This is a genomic window from Streptomyces brasiliensis, from assembly GCF_014647875.1.
Taxonomy (GTDB): domain Bacteria; phylum Actinomycetota; class Actinomycetes; order Streptomycetales; family Streptomycetaceae; genus Streptomyces; species Streptomyces brasiliensis.
The window spans coordinates 87,480-107,510 of sequence record NZ_BMQA01000005.1 but is presented as its reverse complement, the minus strand read 5'-3'; the positions used below and the strand labels follow the sequence as shown (position 1 = coordinate 107,510).

Annotated in this window: 19 protein-coding genes and 1 pseudogene; 13 read left to right on the top strand and 7 right to left on the bottom strand. The window is 69.3% G+C overall.

Features of this window, described 5'->3' with window-relative positions; translation table 11 throughout:
- Positions 1 to 12: 12 nt before the first annotated feature.
- The 7 genes from IEZ19_RS09900 to IEZ19_RS09870 are packed head-to-tail and all read left to right on the top strand — an operon-like array spanning position 13 to position 8,148.
- On the top strand, positions 13 to 807 hold the full coding sequence (locus IEZ19_RS09900) for a 2-keto-4-pentenoate hydratase (protein WP_189310740.1): 795 nt from the start codon (positions 13 to 15) through the stop codon (positions 805 to 807).
- Positions 808 to 809: 2 nt separating this feature from the next.
- Positions 810 to 1,274: a nuclear transport factor 2 family protein gene (locus IEZ19_RS09895; protein ID WP_189310739.1), complete on the top strand. Its 465-nt coding sequence runs from the start codon at positions 810 to 812 to the stop codon at positions 1,272 to 1,274.
- On the top strand, positions 1,271 to 2,041 hold the full coding sequence (locus IEZ19_RS09890; protein WP_189310738.1) for an HpcH/HpaI aldolase family protein: 771 nt from the start codon (positions 1,271 to 1,273) through the stop codon (positions 2,039 to 2,041). The genes IEZ19_RS09895 and IEZ19_RS09890 overlap by 4 nt, the downstream gene beginning before the upstream one ends.
- Positions 2,038 to 3,651 (top strand): bifunctional 3-(3-hydroxy-phenyl)propionate/3-hydroxycinnamic acid hydroxylase MhpA, encoded by a 1,614-nt coding sequence (mhpA, locus tag IEZ19_RS09885; RefSeq protein ID WP_189310737.1) that lies wholly within the window; start codon positions 2,038 to 2,040, stop codon positions 3,649 to 3,651. Before IEZ19_RS09890 ends, mhpA begins: the two co-directional genes overlap by 4 nt.
- 44 nt (positions 3,652 to 3,695) lie before the next feature.
- On the top strand, positions 3,696 to 5,684 hold the full coding sequence (locus IEZ19_RS09880; protein ID WP_189310736.1) for a flavin-containing monooxygenase: 1,989 nt from the start codon (positions 3,696 to 3,698) through the stop codon (positions 5,682 to 5,684).
- Positions 5,681 to 7,315 carry an FAD-dependent monooxygenase gene (locus tag IEZ19_RS09875; RefSeq protein ID WP_189310735.1) on the top strand — a complete coding sequence of 545 codons (1,635 nt, stop codon included), beginning with the start codon at positions 5,681 to 5,683 and terminating at the stop codon, positions 7,313 to 7,315. Before IEZ19_RS09880 ends, IEZ19_RS09875 begins: the two co-directional genes overlap by 4 nt.
- Positions 7,312 to 8,148 carry a fumarylacetoacetate hydrolase family protein gene (locus tag IEZ19_RS09870; protein WP_189310734.1) on the top strand — a complete coding sequence of 279 codons (837 nt, stop codon included), beginning with the start codon at positions 7,312 to 7,314 and terminating at the stop codon, positions 8,146 to 8,148. Before IEZ19_RS09875 ends, IEZ19_RS09870 begins: the two co-directional genes overlap by 4 nt.
- Positions 8,149 to 8,538: 390 nt before the next feature.
- On the opposite strand, the pseudogene IEZ19_RS09865 reads toward IEZ19_RS09870, so the two are convergent.
- Positions 8,539 to 8,871, bottom strand: a pseudogene (locus IEZ19_RS09865) (transposase); the annotation flags it as partial.
- 109 nt (positions 8,872 to 8,980) lie between these two features.
- Complete coding sequence (ychF, locus tag IEZ19_RS09860) at positions 8,981 to 10,069, bottom strand: redox-regulated ATPase YchF (protein WP_189310733.1); 1,089 nt, start codon at positions 10,067 to 10,069, stop codon at positions 8,981 to 8,983.
- Positions 10,070 to 10,240: 171 nt separating this feature from the next.
- Between ychF and IEZ19_RS09855 the strand changes: the two genes are divergently transcribed.
- Positions 10,241 to 10,780, top strand: a complete 540-nt coding sequence (locus IEZ19_RS09855; RefSeq protein ID WP_189310732.1) for a DUF6542 domain-containing protein — start codon at positions 10,241 to 10,243, stop codon at positions 10,778 to 10,780.
- On the opposite strand, the gene ppgK is transcribed toward IEZ19_RS09855, so the two are convergent.
- Together ppgK and IEZ19_RS09845 are read right to left on the bottom strand one after the other, a co-directional pair.
- Entirely contained in the window at positions 10,777 to 11,532 is a 756-nt protein-coding gene (ppgK, locus tag IEZ19_RS09850; RefSeq protein WP_189310731.1) for a polyphosphate--glucose phosphotransferase, read from the bottom strand. The genes IEZ19_RS09855 and ppgK overlap by 4 nt on opposite strands.
- 52 nt (positions 11,533 to 11,584) lie before the next feature.
- Positions 11,585 to 12,592: a 4-hydroxy-3-methylbut-2-enyl diphosphate reductase gene (locus IEZ19_RS09845; RefSeq protein ID WP_189310730.1), complete on the bottom strand. Its 1,008-nt coding sequence runs from the start codon at positions 12,590 to 12,592 to the stop codon at positions 11,585 to 11,587.
- A gap of 218 nt (positions 12,593 to 12,810) precedes the next feature.
- Between IEZ19_RS09845 and xseA the strand changes: the two genes are divergently transcribed.
- The 3 genes from xseA to IEZ19_RS09830 all read left to right on the top strand — a co-directional run bounded on the left by xseA (position 12,811) and on the right by IEZ19_RS09830 (position 15,087).
- Complete coding sequence (gene xseA, locus IEZ19_RS09840) at positions 12,811 to 14,019, top strand: exodeoxyribonuclease VII large subunit (protein WP_189310729.1); 1,209 nt, start codon at positions 12,811 to 12,813, stop codon at positions 14,017 to 14,019.
- Between the two features lie 91 nt (positions 14,020 to 14,110).
- A complete protein-coding gene (locus tag IEZ19_RS09835; RefSeq protein ID WP_189310728.1) occupies positions 14,111 to 14,362 on the top strand; it encodes an exodeoxyribonuclease VII small subunit in 252 nt (83 codons plus the stop codon).
- A 134-nt stretch (positions 14,363 to 14,496) separates the two neighbouring features.
- Positions 14,497 to 15,087, top strand: a complete 591-nt coding sequence (locus tag IEZ19_RS09830; RefSeq protein ID WP_189310727.1) for a malonic semialdehyde reductase — start codon at positions 14,497 to 14,499, stop codon at positions 15,085 to 15,087.
- Positions 15,088 to 15,171: 84 nt separating this feature from the next.
- Here IEZ19_RS09830 and IEZ19_RS09825 read toward each other — a convergent pair whose 3' ends face one another.
- Complete coding sequence (locus IEZ19_RS09825; RefSeq protein WP_189310726.1) at positions 15,172 to 15,696, bottom strand: DUF4245 domain-containing protein; 525 nt, start codon at positions 15,694 to 15,696, stop codon at positions 15,172 to 15,174.
- Between the two features lie 126 nt (positions 15,697 to 15,822).
- Between IEZ19_RS09825 and glpX the strand changes: the two genes are divergently transcribed.
- A complete protein-coding gene (glpX, locus tag IEZ19_RS09820) occupies positions 15,823 to 16,857 on the top strand; it encodes a class II fructose-bisphosphatase (RefSeq protein ID WP_189310725.1) in 1,035 nt (344 codons plus the stop codon).
- A 78-nt stretch (positions 16,858 to 16,935) separates the two neighbouring features.
- Here glpX and IEZ19_RS09815 read toward each other — a convergent pair whose 3' ends face one another.
- On the bottom strand, positions 16,936 to 17,313 hold the full coding sequence (locus IEZ19_RS09815) for a WhiB family transcriptional regulator (protein WP_189310724.1): 378 nt from the start codon (positions 17,311 to 17,313) through the stop codon (positions 16,936 to 16,938).
- Positions 17,314 to 17,475: 162 nt separating this feature from the next.
- The gene (locus IEZ19_RS09810) at positions 17,476 to 18,177 is read right to left on the bottom strand and encodes a DUF1707 SHOCT-like domain-containing protein (protein WP_189310723.1); all 702 of its coding nucleotides are present in this window, start codon (positions 18,175 to 18,177) and stop codon (positions 17,476 to 17,478) included.
- Positions 18,178 to 18,334: 157 nt separating this feature from the next.
- Between IEZ19_RS09810 and IEZ19_RS09805 the strand changes: the two genes are divergently transcribed.
- The gene (locus tag IEZ19_RS09805; protein WP_189310722.1) at positions 18,335 to 20,014 is read left to right on the top strand and encodes a fumarate hydratase; all 1,680 of its coding nucleotides are present in this window, start codon (positions 18,335 to 18,337) and stop codon (positions 20,012 to 20,014) included.
- The last annotated feature ends 17 nt before the right edge of the window (positions 20,015 to 20,031 follow it).

The following is a 20,031-nucleotide window of genomic DNA, read 5'->3' as shown; positions in this document are numbered from 1 at the left end:
GAAAGGACCGGAGTGAGCGTCACCCAGGACACCATCAACCGGATCGCGCGCGAGCTGTTCGAAGCGAAGCGCGACGTGTACACCGTGCCGTACGTGAGCCCCCGGCTCCCCGAGCGCGATCTCGACGCGGCCTACGCGATCTCCGCCGAGTTCGCCGCCCTCCGCGAACGCGAGCTGGGCGTGAAGCGGGTGGGCCGCAAGGTCGGCCTGACCAACCCCCTCGTACAGCAGCGCGTGGGCATCGACGAGCCCGACTACGGCATCATCCACGACGACATGGTGCACGCCTCGGGAACGCACCTTCCGCTGTCCAGGTACAACCACCTGCTGATCGAGGCCGAGGTCGCGTTCGTGCTGAAGAGCGACATCCTCGAGGCCAGCCGCGAGGCCGTCGAGGCCGCGATCGACTACGTGACCCCCGCGTTCGAGGTCGTCGACTTCCGCTACGACGGATCGGTCGGGCAGATCGTCGACACCATCGCCGACAACGCCGGCTGCAGCGGCATCGTCCTCGGCGAGGAGCAGCACCCGTACGGCGAAGTCGACCTGACCAAGGTGGAGATGGTCATCACGGGCGGCGACACCGAGATCACCCGGGGCGTCGGCAGCAACGTGCTCGAGGACCCGGTCAACGCGGTGATCTGGCTGGCCGAGACCGCGATCCGTACGGGCGAGCCGCTGCGTGCCGGCGAGGTGCTGCTGTCCGGGTCCATCGGCTACATCGAGCCGTGGCCCGCCGACGTCGAGTGCGTCGCCACCATCACCGGACTCGGTCGCGTGGTCGCGACTGCGGATTCGAAAGGCTGAACATGAGCGACTACCGTCCCGTCGACGCGACCACTCGCGTCGAGATCGAGCAGCTCATCGCGGAGATGCTCTACCGCCTGGACCACAACCAGGCGGACACCACCTGGGAGCTGTACACCGAGGACGGCGTCTCGGTCGGCCCGATGGGTGACATGGACCGCGAGGCCATGAAGGTCTGGGGTGCCAAGCGCGCCAAGCAGACCGACATCGTCGGCCGGCACTTCATCGGCGGGATCCGCCTCGTATGGGACGGCGAGGAGGTCGAGGGAACGGTTCAGTACCTCACCTTCCGCGACACGAACGAGCCACAGACGCAGCCCGCCTCGGTCGGTGAGTTCCGCGAGCGTTACCGCAGGGTCGACGGCCGGTGGCTGTTCTCCCGCCGCGAGATCGTGCCGGTCTTCGGCGGCCAGGCGGCCGCGGCGCACGCCGCGCGGCTGGCCGGGCGAGAGGGTTCGGCGCAGTGAAGCAGGCAGCTCTCGGCGGCAGGAACCCTGTCCTGTACCACCAGTCGGTCCCCTCGTTCTCGATGCCCGAGTGGGCAGCGGCCGCCGGCTACGACGGGGTGATCCTCGACCTTCAGCATGGCGAGCTGGGGCTCGAGGCGGCATGCGGGATCCTGCGCTCGATTCCGCGGGACAACGCGTACGCGTACGCGCGCGTGGGCTCGCTGGATCCCGCCCCAATCCTGCGGCTGCTCGACAGCGGTGCCCGCGGCATCGTCGCGCCCACCGTCGAGTCCCGGTCCCAGACCGAGGCTCTGGTCGCCGCCACCAAATACCCGCCGGTCGGGAACCGCAGCCTGGGTCCGTCCAGGCCTGCGCTGTACCCGGGTGACTCGTACACCGAGGCCGGCAACCGCGCGGTGTCCGCCATCGCCCAGATCGAGACGAAGGCCGGCGTCGACCGTGCCGAAGAGATCGTCTCGACCCCGGGCCTCGACTCGGTCTACATCGGGCCGGCCGACCTGGCCGTCTCCTACGGTCTGCCCGGACGCGGCGACTGGGAGGACGGCCCCGTGCGCGAGGCGATCGCGCACCTGCGCGAGGTGACGACCGCGCACGGCGTCACCCTTGGCATCTACTCCGGCCAACCGGAGTACGCGGCCGGTCTGTTCGCCGACGGCCTCGTCGACTACGTGGGCCTCGGCATCGATCTCGTCCTGCTGAACCGTGCGTTCGGCGACACCATCGCCGCGCTGGACTCGGCACGATCCACTGGGAGCAACTCATGACCACCGCTTGCGACGTCCTCGTCGTCGGTGCGGGCCCCGTCGGCCTGACCCTGGCCAACCTGCTCGGGCAGCAGGGCATCGACGTCCTGGTCGTCGAGCGGGAGCACGAGCTCATCGACTACCCGCGGGCCGTGGGCATCGACGACGAGGCACTGCGCGCGATGCAGACCGCGGGCCTGGTCGACGAGGTGCTTCCCCACACCATCCCCGACCAGAAGATCTACATGGTCAACGGGGACCGGATGATCCTCTCCGAAGTGAACCCGACGACGCGCGAGTTCGGCTGGCCGCGCCGCAACGGCTTCGTGCAGCCGCTGGTCGACCAGGTGCTGCTCGCCGGCCTGGACCGCTTCCCGAACGCCGCCGTACGCTTCGGCGCCGAGGTCACCGACCTGGCCGAGGACGCGGATGGCGTGGTCGCCACCCTCGCGAACGGCGAGACGGTGCGCGCGCTGTACGTCGTCGCCGCCGAGGGCGGAGCCTCGCCCACCCGCAAGCGCCTGGGCATCTCGTTCGAGGGCGAGACCCGGCCGACCGACGGCATCGTGATCGATGTCGCCAACGACCCGATCGGAACGCCGCACGCCGTCTTCGGCGGGGATCCGGCCCGCAGCTACGCCTCCATCGCGCTGCCCCACGGCATCCGGCGCTGGGAGTTCACGCTCTTCGAAAACGAGACCGAGGCCGACGTCGACAACGACGAGTTCGTCTTCGGCCTGCTGGCACCGCACGTACCGGACCCGTCCAAGCTCGACATCATCCGCCGCCGCGTCTACCGGCACCACGCCCGCATCGCCGGTCGGTTCCGCCACGGGCGGATCTTCCTCGCCGGCGACGCCGCCCATGTCATGCCGGTCGTCGGCGGCCAGGGCTGGAACTCGGGGATCCGCGACGCCTTCAACCTCGGCTGGAAGCTGGCCGCCGTCGTCAAGGGCCTCTCGACCGACGGTCTGCTGGACACGTACGAGACCGAACGGCTGGGCCACGTCACGCAGATGGTGGCCGTCTCCCTCGGGATGGCGAAGGAGATGACCGACCACGATCCGCAGAAGGCCGCCGAGCGCGACCGGATCGCCGCCAACCGCACCCCCGAGGAGCGGGAGGCCCAGAAGCGGCAGGCGTTCAAGCCGCAGCCGCAGTTCGACCAGGGCGTGGTGGTTCACACGCCGCTGCCGACGTTCAAGACGCTGCCCGACCGCGACGTGCCCCGCCTGGCCGGGTCGATCTTCCCCCAGCCGACGGCCACCGATGCCGACGGCGTCGAGATGCTGCTCGACGACGCGACCGGGCAGGGCTGGCGGATCCTCACCTGGAACAACGACCCGACGGCGTTCCTGTCGGACCGGCAGCGCGCCGCGCTCGACCGGCTCGGCGCCCGCCTCGTGCAGGTGGTGCCGAAAGCGCAGTTGCCGTGGGCGCGCAAGCAGGCCACGGCCGGCGTCACCGTCATCGGCGACCTCGGCGGCGAGTCGGGCCTGCAGGCCTGGTTCGACGCGCGCCCGGTCGGCGCCGTCATCGTCCGCCCCGACCATGTGATCGCCGCCGAGTGCCTCGCCCAAGAACTCGACGACGTACTCGGCAAGGTCTTCGAGGCCGCCTGCATCGCGTGATCCCGGCATATCCCCGAGAGAACCCCGAACACGACGGAGGGCTCATGACCGACCCGAGCGAGGTCGCCCAGATCGACGACGTGTACTGGCGCGACGAGTACACGCCCATCACGGAGGACGACGCCTTCCTCGAACGCATCGTCGCAGAGGCCGACCTGCCGTCGCTGCTCACGGCGCTGGCAGCTCTGACCGGAGAGCACACGCTGATCCCGGCGGAGCTGCGCCCCCCGCTTCCTCCCGTCGACACGACCCCGCCTGCGCACGGCGGAATGAGCGGGGCCGCGCAGGCGCATGCGCGTGAACTCGCGCTGTCCGCGCTCAAGCGCGTCCGCGATGAGGGGCTCACCCGGCCCCGCCTGCTGGAGCCCGAGGAAGCACGCACCATTGTCGACTTCATCACGGGCGGGGCAAGTGCCGAGGATGCGGCACTGATGATGCACGAGCTCGACCTGGTCGCGCAGCGTCCGGGAGCACCGGCCTGGCACATCGACGAGGTCGCACCCGACCGCGACTTCGAAGTCGCGGTCATCGGCACCGGGATGAGCGGCATCGCGGCGATGTACCGGCTCAAGCAGGCGGGCGTACCGTTCGTCGCGTTCGAGAAGCACCCCGACGTCGGCGGCACCTGGTTGGCCAACACCTACCCCGGCGTACGTCTCGACACCCCGACCTTCGGCTACAGCTTCTCCTTCGCGCAGCGGGCCGACTGGCCCAACGCGTACGCCGAGGGCGCGGAGATCGAGGCGTACGCCGTCGAGATCGTCGATCGCGCCAAGCTGCGCGAGCACATCGAGTTCAACACCGAGGTCATCTCGATGACCTGGGACGAGACATCGGCCACCTGGGTGGTCGTCGTACGGCGCGACGGCGTCGAGCAGTACCGGCGGTTCCACGCCGTCGTGGCCGCGACCGGGCAGCTGGAGAAGCCGAACATCCCGGAGATCCCCGGACAGGACGACTTCGGCGGCGTGCAGATGCACTCCGCGCGGTGGGACCACGACGTGGACCTGACCGGGAAGCGCGTCGCGGTGGTCGGCACCGGCGCCAGCGCCTACCAAATCGTCCCGGGCATCATCGACCGCGTCGCCCACCTCGAAGTCTTCCAGCGGTCCGGACCGTGGACGGTTCCGGCCCCGAACTACCACGACCCGACACCGCCGGCCCTGGCCTGGCTCAGCGAGCACGTCCCGTACTACGGGCAGTGGTTCCGCTTCCAGGCGTTCTGGGGTGCGCGCACGGGACGGCTGCACACCGTCAAGGTCGATCCGGAGTGGGACCGCACCGACTCCGTATCGGCAACCAACCTGCGGGTGCGTGAGGCACTCACCGCAATCATGCGCGAGCAGTGGGCGGACCGTCCCGACATGCTCGATGTCGTCGTGCCCGCGTATCCCCCCGGCGGCAAGCGCATGCTCCGCGACAACGGCGTGTGGGCGCGCGCACTGCGCCGGGAGCACGCCGAGCTCGTCACCTCCCCGATCGAGCGGTTCACGTCCGACGGCATCGTCACTGTCGACGGCGAGCAGCACCCGGTCGACGCCGTGGTCTACGCGACCGGGTTCAAGGCGTCCGATTACCTAGACCCGATCGTGGTCACCGGGCCGTCCGGGCAGACACTCAAGGAGCACTGGAACGGTGATGCGACGGCCTGGGCCGGTGTCTCCGTGCCCGGCTTCCCGAATCTCTTCCTCATCCAGGGGCCCAACACGAACTACGTGGTGCACGGCCAGTTCCACTTCATGATCGAGTGCGGGGTCGAGTTCACCACCGGGGCGATCCACCAGATACTGCGCCGCGGGGCGGCGTCGCTCGAGGTCAAGCAGGAGACCCTGGACCGCTTCCTCGCGTGGATCGACCAGGGCAATGCCGAGCGTGCATGGGGGCAGCCGCAGGTACGCACCTGGTACAAGAACTCCCGCGGCCGGGTCTCGCAGGTATGGCCGTACAGCCATCTCGAGTACTGGCAGCTGACACGGGGCGCCGACTTCGACACCGACTTCACGCTCCGCCCACGACCGGACGCGACGTCGTGACCGCGCAGCGTGACGTGCTTGTGGTGGGTGCCGGTCCGATCGGGCTCGTCGCCGCTCTCCTGCTCGCCGATGCGGGGGTACGTACGACGCTCGTGGAGAAGGAGACCGAGCCGGGCGACCTGCCTCGCGCGATCAGCCTCCAGGACGAGTCGTTCCGCACCCTTGAGCAGCTCGGTGTGGCCGACGCGCTCAAGGCCGAGTCCCTGCTTGACACCGGCAGTCGCTACTTCGGGCTCGGGGACCGCCTTCTGCTCGAGGCGAGGCCGGTCGCGTCGCGGCTGGGGCATCCCGCCAAGACCCAGTTCGACCAGCCGATCCTGGAGCGGCTGCTGTGGGAGCGAGCAGTCGCGCACGAGGGGCTCGAGTTCCTGCGCGACGCCGAGGCGACCGCGATCACGCAGGACAGCGACGGGATCAGCGTGACCGTGACGATCGGAGAGAAGACGCAGACTCTGACCGCCGACTGGCTGATCGGCGCCGACGGCGGACGCAGCTTCACCCGCCGGGCGGTCGGGATCGATCTGGCCGGTACCACCCAACCGCAGCGGTGGATCGTCGTCGATCTGCACAACGAGCCGCGCGCGCGGGACCCGTTCGCCGAATTCCACGGCGACGGGGAGCGGCCGTACGTGCTCGTGCCCGGCATCAAGGGACGCCTGCGGATCGAGTTCATGCTCTTCGACGACGAGGACCCCGATGAGATGACGACGCCGGAGCGGATCCGCGAGCTGGTCGTGCCGCGCTTCCGGGCCGAGCTGACGCCGGATGACGTGCGCCGCGCGGTCGTGTACATCGCGCACCAGCGTGTCGCACGGACGTACCGTGCGGGGCGCACGTTCCTCGTCGGTGACGCCGCGCACCTGATGCCGCCGTTCGCGGGCCAGGGCCTGAACGCCGGTATCCGCGACGCGACCAACCTCACCTGGAAGCTGATCGAGGCGATCACCGGCGGCGCGACCGAGCGGCTGCTGGACTCGTACGAGGTCGAGCGCCGCACCCACGGAGCCGCGATGGTGACGGTCTCGCGCCGCATCGGCGCAGTCGTCATGGCGACCCACCCGGTGGTCACGCGCGTACGCGACACCGTCGTCCGCACGGTCAGCCTGATCCCCCGCGTACGCGAATTCCTCGCCAACATGCGCTTCATCGCACCACCCGACTACACCGCCGGAGTCGCCGTTGCGGCCCACGGCGTCACCCTCGACACCGTGACCGTCGGCCGCGCCCTGAGCCAACCGGTCGTACGCGACGCCACCGGTGCCGAACGCGGACTCGACGCCCACCTCGGGCGCGGGTGGGCGCTGCTGCAGATCGGAGGTCCGCCCGACGCGGCGGTCGATGCGTACTGGGACGCAATCGGCGCGAACCGGCTGTGCGTCCGCGCACCGGGCGGCGAGCCGATCGACGGCATGGTCACCGAGACCACCGCAGTGCTCACCTCCGGCGCCGGTACCCTTCCGGTCTTCGTCGCCGTACGTCCCGACCGCTACGTCGCGGCGGTATTCGACTCCGCCGGCGAGCAACGTGTCATCGAGCGCCTCCGCGCCTTCATCGGTGATCGCTCCCGACGGACTGATCCGTACTCCGGAGTCCCGCACTCTCGCCCGCCACTGAACAGGAGCACCCGATGAGCAAATTCGTCAGCTACTACCGTGCCGACCACAGCATCGCCTGGGGGCGTCTCGACGCCGAGACCGTCTATGACGCGACCCCGACAGCACCTTCGCTCGCTGAGGCCATCGCAGCTGACGCCCTCGATTCCTTGGCGCACTACACCGATCGCCCAGTGGCGCTCAGTGATGTGCGGCTCGCTCCGGTCATCCCGGAGCCCGGCAAGATTATCTGCATCGGGGTCAACTACCGCACCCACCAGGAAGAGATCGGCAAGGCGGCTCCTCAGGCCCCGGTCGTCTTCGCCCGCTACGCCGACAGCCAGATGGGGCATGGCGAGGACGCCCTCAAGCCGGCGGACTCCGCGCAGTTCGACTACGAGGGCGAGATGGCTCTGGTCATCTCCAAGCCCGCGCATCAGGTCTCCAAGGCCGAGGCCTACGACCACGTCGCCGGCTATGCCGTGTACAACGACTTCTCGGTGCGCGATTGGCAGCGTGCCGCCAGTCAGTGGCTGCCTGGCAAGACCTGGCCGGGGACCGGTGGCTTCGGTCCTTGTCTGGTAACAGCCGACGAGGTCGGCGATGTCACCGAACTTGAGCTTACGACCCGGGTCAACGGTGAGGTACGCCAGCGCGGCAAGGTCGCCGACCTGATCAACGATATTCCGTCGATCATCGAGTACGTCACCGCGTTCACGCCGCTCTCCCCCGGCGACGTCATCGTCACCGGCACGCCGGGCGGTGTCGGACTCTTCATGGAGCCGCCGGGATTCATCGTCGACGGTGACGTCGTCGAAGTCGAAGTCAGCAAACTCGGGACGCTTCGCAACACCGTCCGCGACGTCTCCTGACCGGCGTAGAGCGGCAGCCCCAAGCATCAGAGCGGCTACCAGCAGGTCAAAGGGCGGGGCCGGTCCAGTGCCGTGCGTGTCGGGGTTTTCTCTGATGAATCCGGTGTGAGGCCGTGTTGAATCATGGAGCGGGGTAGTCCCCGTTCCTGGGTGGTGTGCTGTGGCCCCGCCGGGCGGGTGTTGTGGGGTGTGCTCTTCACCACGTGTGATGCTGAGTTGGCGGCGCTCCGGCTGCCGTTCATCCCTTCGCCGCGCCCGTGTTGGTGATGCTCGGTGCGGCATGGTGTCGTTCGGCACACGACCGACGGAATCAATCAGAGAAACGGCCTTGCCGCAGTGCGGAGGCCAGAACTAACGGCGATCGCACGTCGGTCGTGGTCCGGCTGCTGTTCACGCCTCGTCCGCGCGGGTCAGGCAGCGGACTTCGCCGTCGCGCAGTCCGTAGTAGACCAGGGTGAGCAGCTTGCGGGCCGCGGCGGCTTTGGCGAGGTTGCGTGCCTGACTGCCGCGGCGCGCCTCGATGCGGTCCTTGTGGGCGCGCATCGGGGTGTTCTCGGGGGCGTGCTGGATGGCTTCGACGGCCGCCCAGCGCACCAGTTTAGAGCCCTGCTTGGTCAGCCGGCCGCGGGTGACCTTCAGGTCGGACTCGCGGTGGCGCGGAGTGAGTCCGGCCCACGAACACAGGTACTTCGGGGCGGGGAAGCGGGTCACGTCGCCCACGACACCCCAGACAGCCGAGCCATGACCGTTATGTCACAACGTACAGGTTCCCGACAGCCAAAAGCCCACTGACCTGCAGAAATCCAGGTCAGTGGGCCATCCGGATCGGGCACTAGACGTTGAAGCGGAACTCCACCACGTCGCCGTCCTGCATCACGTAGTCCTTGCCCTCCATGCGGGCCTTGCCCTTCGCGCGGGCCTCCGGCACCGAGCCTGTTTCGACCAGGTCCGTGAAGGAGATGACCTCCGCCTTGATGAAGCCCTTCTGGAAGTCCGTGTGGATGACTCCGGCGGCCTCGGGGGCGGTCGCGCCCTTCTTGATCGTCCAGGCGCGGGCCTCCTTGGGGCCGGCCGTGAGGTACGTCTGGAGGCCGAGGGTGTCGAAGCCGACGCGGGCGAGGGTGGCGAGGCCCGGCTCCTCGGCGCCGACCGACTCCAGGAGCTCCATGGCGTCCTCCTCGTCCAGCTCGGCGAGGTCCGCCTCGAGCTTGGCGTTGAGGAAGATCGCCTCGGCGGGGGCGACCAGGGCGCGCTGTTCGTCCTTGAAGGTGTCGTCCGTCAGCTCGTCCTCGTCGACGTTGAAGACGTAGAGGAAAGGCTTCGTGGTGAGCAGGTGGAGGTCGTGCAGGAGCTCCGCGCGCTCGCTGCCCTGGACGATGCCGTGCGTGAAGAGTGTGTCGCCCTTCTCCAGGATCTCCTTCGCCGCCTCGACCGCGGTGACCTTGGGAGCGACGTCCTTCTTGATGCGCGACTCCTTCTGGAGGCGCGGCAGGACCTTCTCGATGGTCTGCAGGTCGGCGAGGATCAGCTCGGTGTTGATCGTCTCGATGTCGTCCTTCGGCGAGACCTTGCCGTCGACGTGCACGACGTTCTCGTCCTTGAAGGCCCGGATGACCTGGCAGATCGCGTCGGACTCGCGGATGTTCGCGAGGAACTTGTTGCCCAGACCCTCGCCCTCGGAGGCGCCGCGCACGATGCCCGCGATGTCGACGAAGTCGACCGTCGCCGGGAGAACGCGCTGCGAGCCGAAGATCTCGGACAGCTTGGTCAGCCGCGCGTCGGGGACGCCCACCACGCCGACATTGGGCTCGATCGTGGCGAACGGGTAGTTGGCCGCCAGCACGTCGTTCTTGGTCAGGGCGTTGAACAGGGTCGACTTGCCGACATTCGGCAGACCGACGATTCCGATCGTGAGCGACACGTTGCGACTTCCCGTATGTGGAGTGGGCCAGGGGGCCAGAGGACCGGCCGATCCACCAGTTTACGGCGTGCCGGGCCCCGCCCGGGCGGCCGCGTCGAACCCTTGCCCAGGCTCCGCCCAACGGCGTGTCTGAAGGCCGATTCGGCACATAAGCCGACCTAAGTTGGTCCAGTGGAGCAACCCAGGACCCGCCCCCCGCACCCCGGACCGCGCCGCGGCACCCCGTCCGCACCCCTGCCTCCGCAGGCGAGACGCCGTCCGGCGGGAGTACGGCCGCCAACAACGGCTCCGGTGGTACGTCTCGTGCCGGCGGAGCGCCGGTTGCCGAACCCCCGGCTCACCGGGCTCGGCGCGGGTCTGTTCTGCGCGGTGGGGATGTCGTTGCTGGGCCTGCTCGACGCACTGCTGTTCGGGGCGTCCCTGACGATGTACGGCGTGCTGTTCGTGCCGGTGTGCGTGCTGACCGCACTGTGGGTGCGCGGGAGCGACCTGATGACCGCACCGATCATCGTGCCGATCGCCTTCGCCGTGGGTCTGCTCCCCGTCGCCGACGCCGGCGGTGGCACCGCCGGCCGGCTGATGGGTCTGGTGACAGCGCTCGCCACACAGGCCGTGTGGCTCTACGGCGGGACACTCGTCGCCGGCGTGATCGTGCTCGTCCGCCGGATCCGGCTCGTGAAGCGCCGTAATCGACGCCTCACCGCCTCCTAGACCGCCCTACCGTCCCCGGACGCGTGCATCGCCGCACCCACGATCCCCGCGTTGTTCTGCAGCTGCGCCGGGACCATCTCGGCTCTGATGCCCTCGATGAGGGGCAGGAACTTGTCCGCCTTGCGGCTGACCCCGCCGCCGATGATGAACAACTCGGGGGAGAACAGCTTCTCGACGTGGGCGAGGTACTTCTGGACGCGACGCGCCCAGTGCTCCCACGACAGGCCGTCGTCCTCCTTGACCTTGCTGGAGGCCCGCTTCTCCGCGTCGTGGCCGCCCAGCTCCAGATGGCCCAGCTCGGTGTTCGGAACGAGGACGCCGTCGACGAAGAGGGCGCTGCCGATGCCCGTGCCGAACGTCAGCAGGATGACCGTGCCCTTGCGGCCGCGGCCCGCGCCGAAACTCATCTCGGCGACGCCGGCCGCGTCCGCGTCGTTGACGACCGTCACCTCGTGTCCGCCGAGCCGCTCCCTGAACAACGCGCGCGCGTCCAGGTCGATCCAGCTCTTGTCCACGTTGGCGGCCGTACGGATGGTGGATCCGCCCGTCACCACGCCCGGGAAGGTGAGGCCGACCTTGCCCGTCCAGCCGAAGTGCTCGACGACCTCCTTCACGCCGTCGGCCACTCCGTCCGGCGTCGCAGGGTGCGGAGTGAGCACTTTGAAGCGCTCCTCCGCGAGGTCTCCCCGCTCCAGGTCCACGGGCGCGCCCTTGATCCCGGATCCGCCGATGTCCACGCCGAAGATCTGCATGGCTCTACGTTACGTCGTACGACTGACAGTCACGCATCGGGCGTACGGACACTCATGCGTCCGACGTACCCGAGCCGCCGCGCTCGGCCGCCAGGGCGGCCGCCTCCTCGCGCAGGTCGCGGCGGAGCTCCTTGGGCAGCGAGAAGGTGATGGACTCCTCGGCCGCCTTGACGATCTCGACGTCGCCGTAGCCACGCTCGGCCAGCCATTCCAGGACCTGCTCGACCAGGACCTCCGGGACGGAGGCGCCGGAGGTGACGCCGACCGTGGTCACGCCCTCCAGCCAGGCCTCGTCGATCTCGGCGGCGAAGTCCACCAGGTACGCCTCGCGGGCGCCGGCGAGCTTGGCGACCTCGACGAGCCGCTTGGAATTGGAGGAGTTGCGGGAGCCGACCACGATGACCAGGTCCGCCTCCTCGCCCATCTGCTTCACGGCGAGCTGGCGGTTCTGCGTGGCGTAGCAGATGTCGTCGCTGGGCGGGGAGATCAGCTGCGGGAACTTGTCCTTGAGCGCGTCGACGGTCTCCATCGTCTCGTCGACGGACAGGGTGGTCTGCGACAGCCAGACGACCTTGGCGGGGTCGCGGACCTCGACCTCGGCGACGTCCGAGGGGCCGTCGACCAGTTGGATGTGGTCGGGGGCCTCGCCGGAGGTGCCGATGACCTCCTCGTGGCCCTCGTGCCCGATCAGGAGGATGTCGTAGTCCTCCTTGGCGAAGCGGACGGCTTCCTTGTGGACCTTGGTGACCAGCGGGCAGGTGGCGTCGATGGTGGCGAGGCGGCCGCGCTCGGCCTCCTCGTGGACCACAGGGGCCACGCCGTGTGCCGAGAACATCACGATGTTGCCCGGCGGCACCTCCTCCGTCCGCTCGACGAAGACGGCGCCCTTCTTCTCCAGGGTCTGCACGACGTACTTGTTGTGGACGATCTCGTGCCGGACATAGATCGGGGCCCCGTACTGCTCGAGGGCCTTCTCGACGGCGATCACGGCGCGGTCCACACCCGCGCAGTAGCCCCGGGGGGCGGCGAGCAGGACGCGGCGGCCAGGCGAAGCGGTCATGGGACCCATCGTAAGGCCGCGTTCGGGGGGCCGAAGATCGCGTCCGCGTGACGATCCCGGGAAGACCGGGGCGCGGGCCGGTACCGGTGCCGGGGGTCTCGCTCACCCGCGCCGGCCGGGTGCAGGTATGCGGCTGCCCGCAGCTGTGCAGACATGCGGCTGGCGGCATCCGCTGCGGGAGAGCGGTGGTGTCGGTGGTTGCCGTTAGTCTCGCCGGCATGGCTGTCAATAACTCGCCCGAGGCTCCACTGCCCGTCGGGGAGGTCTCTCGGCTGATCGGGGGGTGGATCGATCGGCTCGGGGCCGTGTGGGTCGAGGGGCAGATCACTCAGTTGTCGCGGCGGCCGGGTGCGGGGGTCGTGTTCCTGACGTTGCGCGATCCGTCGTACGACATCTCGGTGAGCGTGACCTGCTACCGGCAGGTCTTCGATGCCGTCGCCGACGTCGTCGGTGAGGGCGCGCGCGTCGTCGTGCTCGCGAAGCCCGAGTGGTACGCCCCGCGCGGCCAGCTGTCGCTGCGGGCCGCCGAGATAAGGCCGGTCGGCGTCGGTGAACTGCTCGCCCGGCTCGAGCAGTTGAAGAAGTCGCTGGCGGCGGAGGGGCTGTTCGCGGCCGAGCGGAAGAAGCCCCTGCCGTTCCTGCCCCAGCTCATCGGCCTCGTCTGCGGACGCGCCTCCGCCGCGGAGCGGGACGTGCTGGAGAACGCCCGGCACCGCTGGCCCGCCGTCCGCTTCGAGGTGCGCAACGTGCCCGTGCAGGGCGTGCACGCCGTGCCGCAGGTCGTACAGGCCGTGAAGGAGCTGGACGAGCTGGAAGACGTGGACGTGATCATCGTCGCGCGCGGTGGCGGCAGCGTCGAAGACCTGCTGCCGTTCTCGGACGAGCAGCTCGTCCGCGCGGTCGCCGCCTGCCGTACGCCGGTCGTGTCGGCCATCGGTCACGAGCCCGACAACCCGCTCCTCGACCACGTCGCCGACCTGCGCGCGTCCACGCCGACCGACGCCGCGAAGAAGGTCGTACCGGACGTGGGCGAGGAGTTCGAGCGGGTGCGGATGCTGCGCGACCGGGCGCGGCGGTGCATGGAGGCGATCGTGGAGCGAGAGGAGCGCGGGCTGGCCCATGCGCTGGCCCGGCCTTCGATGGAGGATCCGCACCGGATGCTCGACGAGCGCGCGGATCAGGTCGCGGCGCTGGTCGAGCGGTCGCGGCGCACGCTCGGCCACCTCCTCGACCGCGCCGACTCGGAACTGACGCACACGCACGCGCGCGTGGTCGCCCTGTCCCCCGCGGCGACGCTCGAGCGGGGCTACGCGGTGCTGCAGAAGGCGGACGGGCACGTGGTGCGTGCCCCGGACGAGGTGACGGACGGCGAGACGCTGCGGGCGCGGGTCGCCGAGGGCACATTCACTGTGGTCCGGGTCGAATGAACGATGTGGCCCAGTCAGGTCCGGCCGGGGGTCCGGGGGTTGTCCCCCGGGAAAACACAGCTCGGTACGAGTCGACTCTTAGGGTGAGGGAATGACCGGCAAGGTGCAGGAAGAGGCGCTCTCGTACGAGCAGGCGCGGGACGAGCTGATCGAGGTCGTCCGGCGGCTGGAGGCGGGCGGGACGAGCCTGGAGGAGTCGCTGGCCCTCTGGGAGCGTGGCGAGGAGCTGGCCAAGGTGTGCCGGCGCTGGCTGGAGGGTGCGCGGGCCCGGCTGGACGCGGCCCTCGCCGAGGAGGAGGGCGAGGGGGAAGAAGAGGCAGGTGACGCCGGGGCGTCGCGGTGACCGCTCGTGGCGGGCTGTGAAGCGGGTCACCGCGCTCCGCTTTTAATTGAATATTGAACATCCATGGCGTACGGTCCTCGCTGTCAGCACATCCGGCCCGCCGGGTCCGACACGTACAGCCAGGAAGTTCACGCATGTCTCTCGTTCTTGACCCCACCACCCAGGACCTGCTGTTCCGCGAGGCCCGCACTGCGAACACCTTCACCGACGAGCCGGTGACCGACGAGCAGGTCCAGGCGATCTACGACCTGATCAAGTACGGCCCCACGTCGATGAACCAGTCGCCGCTGCGCGTCACCCTGGTCCGCTCCCCCGAGGCCCGCGAGCGTCTCGTCGAGCTCATGGCCGAGGGCAACCGGCAGAAGACCGCCTCCGCTCCGCTGGTCGCGATCCTCTCCGCGGACAACGAGTTCCACGAGGAGCTGCCGCAGCTCTTCCCGCACTTCCCGCAGGCCAAGGACACGGTCTTCAGCGACCGCGCCGTGCGCGAGAACAGCGCCGCCATGAACGCCGCCCTCCAGGCCGCGTACTTCATCATCGGCGTCCGCGCCGCCGGCCTGGCCGCCGGCCCGATGAGCGGCCTGGACTTCGAGGGCGTCCGCAAGGAGTTCCTGGACGACGACCACACCCCGTTGATGGTCGTCAACATCGGCCGCCCCGGCCCGGACGCCTGGTTCCCGCGCCTCCCGCGTCTGGCGTACGACGAGGTCGTCACCACCGTCTGAGTCACCCGTCGGACACGAGAGGCCCCCGGCAACGACGCCGGGGGCCTCTCGTGCGTCCGGGACTCGGGCGTACGTCGAAGGTGGTCAGGCCGACTTCAGCGCCCCGGCCATCTTCACCAGCTCGCCGAAGGGCGCCGTACCCGCCACCACCGTCGTGGAGCCGGGCGTGTCCTCGAGCACGAGGGCGTCGTAGCGGCCGCCGGTGTACCGGGTCCAGGTGCGGTCGCCGATCTTCTCTGTCGCCTTGGTCGCCTTGGCGCCCTGGCTGGCGTCCTCGATGAAATCGGAGCGCTTCTGAGTCGACTGCTCGATCTGCACGTACTGACCGTCGGGGATCTGGAAGCCCAGGTGCCAGCGGTCGGAGTCGGCGCCGTCGAAGCGGACCGAGGTCGCCTTCCAGGTGCCGGGCAGGCCCTCGGGTGCGGCCACCGGGTACGACGCGGCACGGCGGGCCGTGAGGAGCTCCACGCGGTAGTCCACCCGCTTGATGTCGGGAGCGTGGTCGTCATGCGGGATGAAGAGGTAGACGACGCCCGCCGCGATCCCGATCAGGCCCAGGGAAAGGATCATGTCCCAGACCGTCTTCTGCTTGCCTTTCGAACCTGCCACGCCCCCTATCGTCGCAGGTGCCCGGCCCGCTCATCCGTGGGGGCCCCTGCTCATTCTGCCTGCCTGACGATAGAGTCGGGACGAAACCCTCATCCGGCCGTCGTCGTATCAGAAAGGTGCGCTCCGATGACCGAGCATCATCACTTGCCCTCCGAGCTCGATGTCCCCTCCGAAGCCCCCGACCGCAACCTCGCCCTCGAACTCGTCCGGGTGACCGAAGCCGCCGCGATGGCCGCGGGCCGCTGGGTCGGCCGCGGTGACAAGATCGGCGCCGACGGTGCCGCGGTGCGCGCGATGCGAACCCTCGTCTCCACCGTGTCGATGAACGGCGTGGTCGTCATCGGCGAGGGCGAGAAGGACGAGGCCCCGATGCTCTTCAACGGGGAGCGCGTCGGTGACGGCACCGGCGCCGAGGTCGACATCGCCGTCGACCCGATCGACGGGACCACCCTGACGGCCAAGGGCATGCCGAACGCCATCGCCGTCCTCGCCGCCGCCGAGCGCGGCGCCATGTTCGACCCGTCCGCCGTGTTCTACATGGACAAGCTGGTCACCGGCCCCGAGGCGGCGGACTTCGTCGACATCGACGCACCCGTGTCCGTCAACATCCGCCGGGTCGCCAAGGCCAAGCGGTCCACGCCCGAGGACGTCACCGTCGTCATCCTCGACCGCCCGCGGCACGAGGGCATCATCAAGGAGATCCGGGAGGCCGGCGCGCGCATCAAGCTGATCTCGGACGGCGACGTCGCCGGCTCGATCTACGCGCTGCGCGAGGGCACCGGCGTCGACCTGCTGCTCGGCATCGGCGGCACGCCGGAGGGCATCATCTCGGCCTGCGCCGTGAAGTGCCTGGGCGGCACGATCCAGGGGAAGCTGTGGCCGAAGGACGACGAGGAGCGTGCGCGGGCCGTTGACGCGGGACACGATCTCGATCGTGTGCTCACCACGGAGGATCTGGTCAACGGGGAGAACGTGTTCTTCGTGGCCACCGGGATCACGGACGGGGAGTTGCTCCGGGGAGTCCGGTATCGGTCGGAGACCGCGACCACCGATTCCATCGTGATGCGGTCCCGGTCCGGGACGGTGCGGAGGATCGACTCCGAGCATCGGCTGAGCAAGTTGCGGGCCTACAGCGCGATCGATTTCGACCGCGCGAAGTGAGACAGCGACTCACCCAAAGGTGAATGGGCGCCCCCTTTTGTGCGGAAGGGGGCGCCCCATCACATGTGCCTGGCCTTGTCAGCCCGCCGCCGCTATGCGGTTCGTCACTCGTGCCGCCTTCTTCAGTTCCAGGTCGCGGCGGCGGCGCCTGGCCAGGACCACTCGGCGCTCAGCCGCCGTGAGGCCGCCCCAGACGCCGTACGGCTCCGGCTGGAGCAGGGCGTGCTCGCGGCACTCGACCATCACCGGGCAGCGAGCGCAGACGCGCTTGGCCGCCTCCTCGCGGGACAGCCGGGCCGCCGTCGGCTCCTTGGAGGGCGCGAAGAAGAGGCCGGCCTCGTCGCGGCGGCACACCGCCTCGGTGTGCCAGGGTGCGTCTTGGTCCCTGTCTCGCGCCGGCCCCCGCTGGGCCGGTACGGCAGCTACCTGCAGGGACGAATGCGGCGGTTGCAGCACGGTCTACTCCTGACGACGGCTTCGCGAGCGAGAGACGATGCAGCAAGCCCTACCCGTTGTGCGCGTGCCTATGCACTGCGTTCCGTACCGCGGGCACGCGGCGGCCGGTTCACAACCCGCCGCGTCGGGCGCCACCGCGGGACCCGGCCGGAGTCACGACCGTCAGCGGTCGAGATGTTTGCGCAACGTGCGGTCGACCTTCTGCTGCACGCGGTCGAGGATGTCCTCGACGAGCTTGCGGCGCCGGGGGCGCGCCTCGACATTGCCCAGTACGGCCAACCCGTCGACGTACACGACGGGCGCCTCGGAATCGACCGAATCCAGCGTGTCCACCTCGAAGTTGCCCAGCACGCCGCCGCCGGTGCCGCGCAGCGACACGTTCTCCGGGACGCGGATCTGCACGTCGCCGAAGACGGCGACCGCCTTGATCACGACCTGCTGGTACTCGAAGATCGCCTCGCTCAGGTCGATCTCGACGGTGCCGAACACGGCGTACGCGTGCAGCCGGCGGCCGGCGCGCCAGCGGCCCTTGCGGCTGGCGGTGCTGAACACGGCGACGACGTTGGCGTCCGCCTCCACCGGGATCGCGCCGGGCGTCGGGCGGGGCGGCACCGGGGTGTAGGCCGGGGCCGCGGTGCGCTGGTGGGCCGCGGGCAGGTCCTGGATGAAGACCTCCAGCTCTCCGACCGTCTTGGCGTTCAGCACCCCCTCCACGCGCTCGGCGTGCTCGTCGGCGGTGAGGCGCCCTTCGCCGAGAGCCTCGCGCAGGATGTCGGCGATGCGGTCACGGTCGGCGTCCGAGGCGCGCAGTTCGGACAGGCGCGGCGCCGCCGGCTCGGTCTGGGCGTGCTTCTGAAGGTCCACGGCAGCAGCGTACCGAAACGCGATAGATCGCGACTAGGGGTGGTACCCGGCCGCGTGGCGCGAACTGAGCCTTACCTCACAGGTTCGCCGTCGGGGGCAGGTTCTACGCTGGTGGGCGCTGCCAATGGAGGCAAGCCGCTGTCTGTCGAGTGAGGAAATGGCTGAGATGCCTGAGTTCGCGTATACCGATCTGCTCCCCCAGGGAGAGGACACCACCCCCTACCGGCTGGTGACCTCCGAAGGTGTCTCCACCTTCGAGGCCGACGGGCGGACGTTCCTCAAGGTGGAGCCCGAGGCGCTGCGCAAGCTCGCCGAGGAGGCCGTCCACGACATCCAGCACTATCTGCGGCCCGCCCACCTCGCCCAGCTGCGGCGCATCATCGACGACCCCGAGGCGTCGTCGAACGACAAGTTCGTCGCGCTGGACCTCCTGAAGAACGCGAACATCGCGGCGGCGGGCGTGCTGCCCATGTGCCAGGACACGGGTACGGCGATCGTGATGGGCAAGCGCGGCCAGAACGTGCTCACCTCGGGTGAGGACGAGAAGGCCCTGTCCCACGGCATCTACGACGCCTACACCAAGCTCAACCTCCGCTACTCGCAGATGGCTCCGCTGACCATGTGGGAGGAGAAGAACACCGGCTCCAACCTCCCGGCGCAGATCGAGCTGTACGCGACGGACGGCGGCGCCTACAAGTTCCTCTTCATGGCGAAGGGCGGCGGCTCCGCCAACAAGTCGTTCCTGTACCAGGAGACGAAGGCCGTCCTGAACGAGGCCTCCATGATGAAGTTCCTGGAGGAGAAGATCCGTTCGCTCGGTACGGCCGCCTGCCCGCCGTACCACCTGGCGATCGTGGTCGGCGGCACGTCGGCCGAGTACGCCCTGAAGACCGCGAAGTACGCCTCCGCACACTACCTGGACAACGCGCCCACCGAGGGCTCGCCGCTCGGCCACGGCTTCCGGGACAAGGAGCTGGAGGAGAAGGTCTTCGAGCTGACGCAGAAGATCGGGATCGGCGCGCAGTTCGGCGGCAAGTACTTCTGCCACGACGTCCGCGTGATCCGGCTGCCGCGGCACGGCGCGTCCTGTCCGGTGGCCATCGCGGTGTCCTGCTCCGCCGACCGCCAGGCTGTCGCGAAGATCACCGCCGAGGGCGTCTTCCTGGAGCAGCTGGAGACGGACCCGGCGCGGTTCCTGCCGGAGACGACGGACGAGCACCTGGACGCCTCCGGCGACGACGTGGTCCGCATCGACCTCAACCAGCCGATGGACGACATCCTCGCCGAGCTGACCAGGTACCCGGTGAAGACCCGGCTGTCCCTCACCGGTCCGCTGGTCGTGGCGCGTGACATCGCGCACGCCAAGATCAAGGAGCGGCTGGACGCGGGCGAGGAGATGCCGCAGTACCTCAAGGACCACCCGGTGTACTACGCGGGTCCGGCCAAGACGCCCGAGGGGTACGCGTCCGGTTCCTTCGGTCCGACCACGGCCGGCCGCATGGACTCGTACGTGGAGCAGTTCCAGGCGGCCGGCGGCTCCAAGGTGATGCTCGCCAAGGGCAACCGCAGCAAGCAGGTCACGGACGCGTGCGACACGCACGGCGGCTTCTACCTGGGCTCCATCGGCGGTCCCGCCGCGCGTCTCGCCCAGGACTGCATCAAGAAGGTCGAGGTCGTCGAGTACGAGGAGCTCGGCATGGAGGCGGTCTGGAAGATCGAGGTCGAGGACTTCCCGGCGTTCATCGTGGTGGACGACAAGGGCAACGACTTCTTCCAGGACCCCGCCCCGCAGCCGACGTTCACGACGATTCCGGTACGGGGCCCCGGGCTGGCCTGACCCGGCGAGGACCGGAA

Excerpts from the sequence above, each read along its gene's own strand:
- IEZ19_RS09845 (WP_189310730.1), bottom strand. The coding sequence starts at position 12,592 with ATGACCGCTTCGCCTGGCCGCCGCGTCCTGCTCGCCGCCCCCCGGGGC.
- glpX (WP_189310725.1), top strand. The coding sequence starts at position 15,823 with ATGACCGAGCATCATCACTTGCCCTCCGAGCTCGATGTCCCCTCCGAA.
- ppgK (WP_189310731.1), bottom strand. The coding sequence starts at position 11,532 with ATGCAGATCTTCGGCGTGGACATCGGCGGATCCGGGATCAAGGGCGCG.
- IEZ19_RS09835 (WP_189310728.1), top strand. The coding sequence starts at position 14,111 with ATGACCGGCAAGGTGCAGGAAGAGGCGCTCTCGTACGAGCAGGCGCGG.
- IEZ19_RS09870 (WP_189310734.1), top strand. The coding sequence starts at position 7,312 with ATGAGCAAATTCGTCAGCTACTACCGTGCCGACCACAGCATCGCCTGG.
- xseA (WP_189310729.1), top strand. The coding sequence starts at position 12,811 with ATGGCTGTCAATAACTCGCCCGAGGCTCCACTGCCCGTCGGGGAGGTC.
- mhpA (WP_189310737.1), top strand. The coding sequence starts at position 2,038 with ATGACCACCGCTTGCGACGTCCTCGTCGTCGGTGCGGGCCCCGTCGGC.
- IEZ19_RS09880 (WP_189310736.1), top strand. The coding sequence starts at position 3,696 with ATGACCGACCCGAGCGAGGTCGCCCAGATCGACGACGTGTACTGGCGC.
- IEZ19_RS09895 (WP_189310739.1), top strand. The coding sequence starts at position 810 with ATGAGCGACTACCGTCCCGTCGACGCGACCACTCGCGTCGAGATCGAG.
- IEZ19_RS09830 (WP_189310727.1), top strand. The coding sequence starts at position 14,497 with ATGTCTCTCGTTCTTGACCCCACCACCCAGGACCTGCTGTTCCGCGAG.
- IEZ19_RS09805 (WP_189310722.1), top strand. The coding sequence starts at position 18,335 with ATGGCTGAGATGCCTGAGTTCGCGTATACCGATCTGCTCCCCCAGGGA.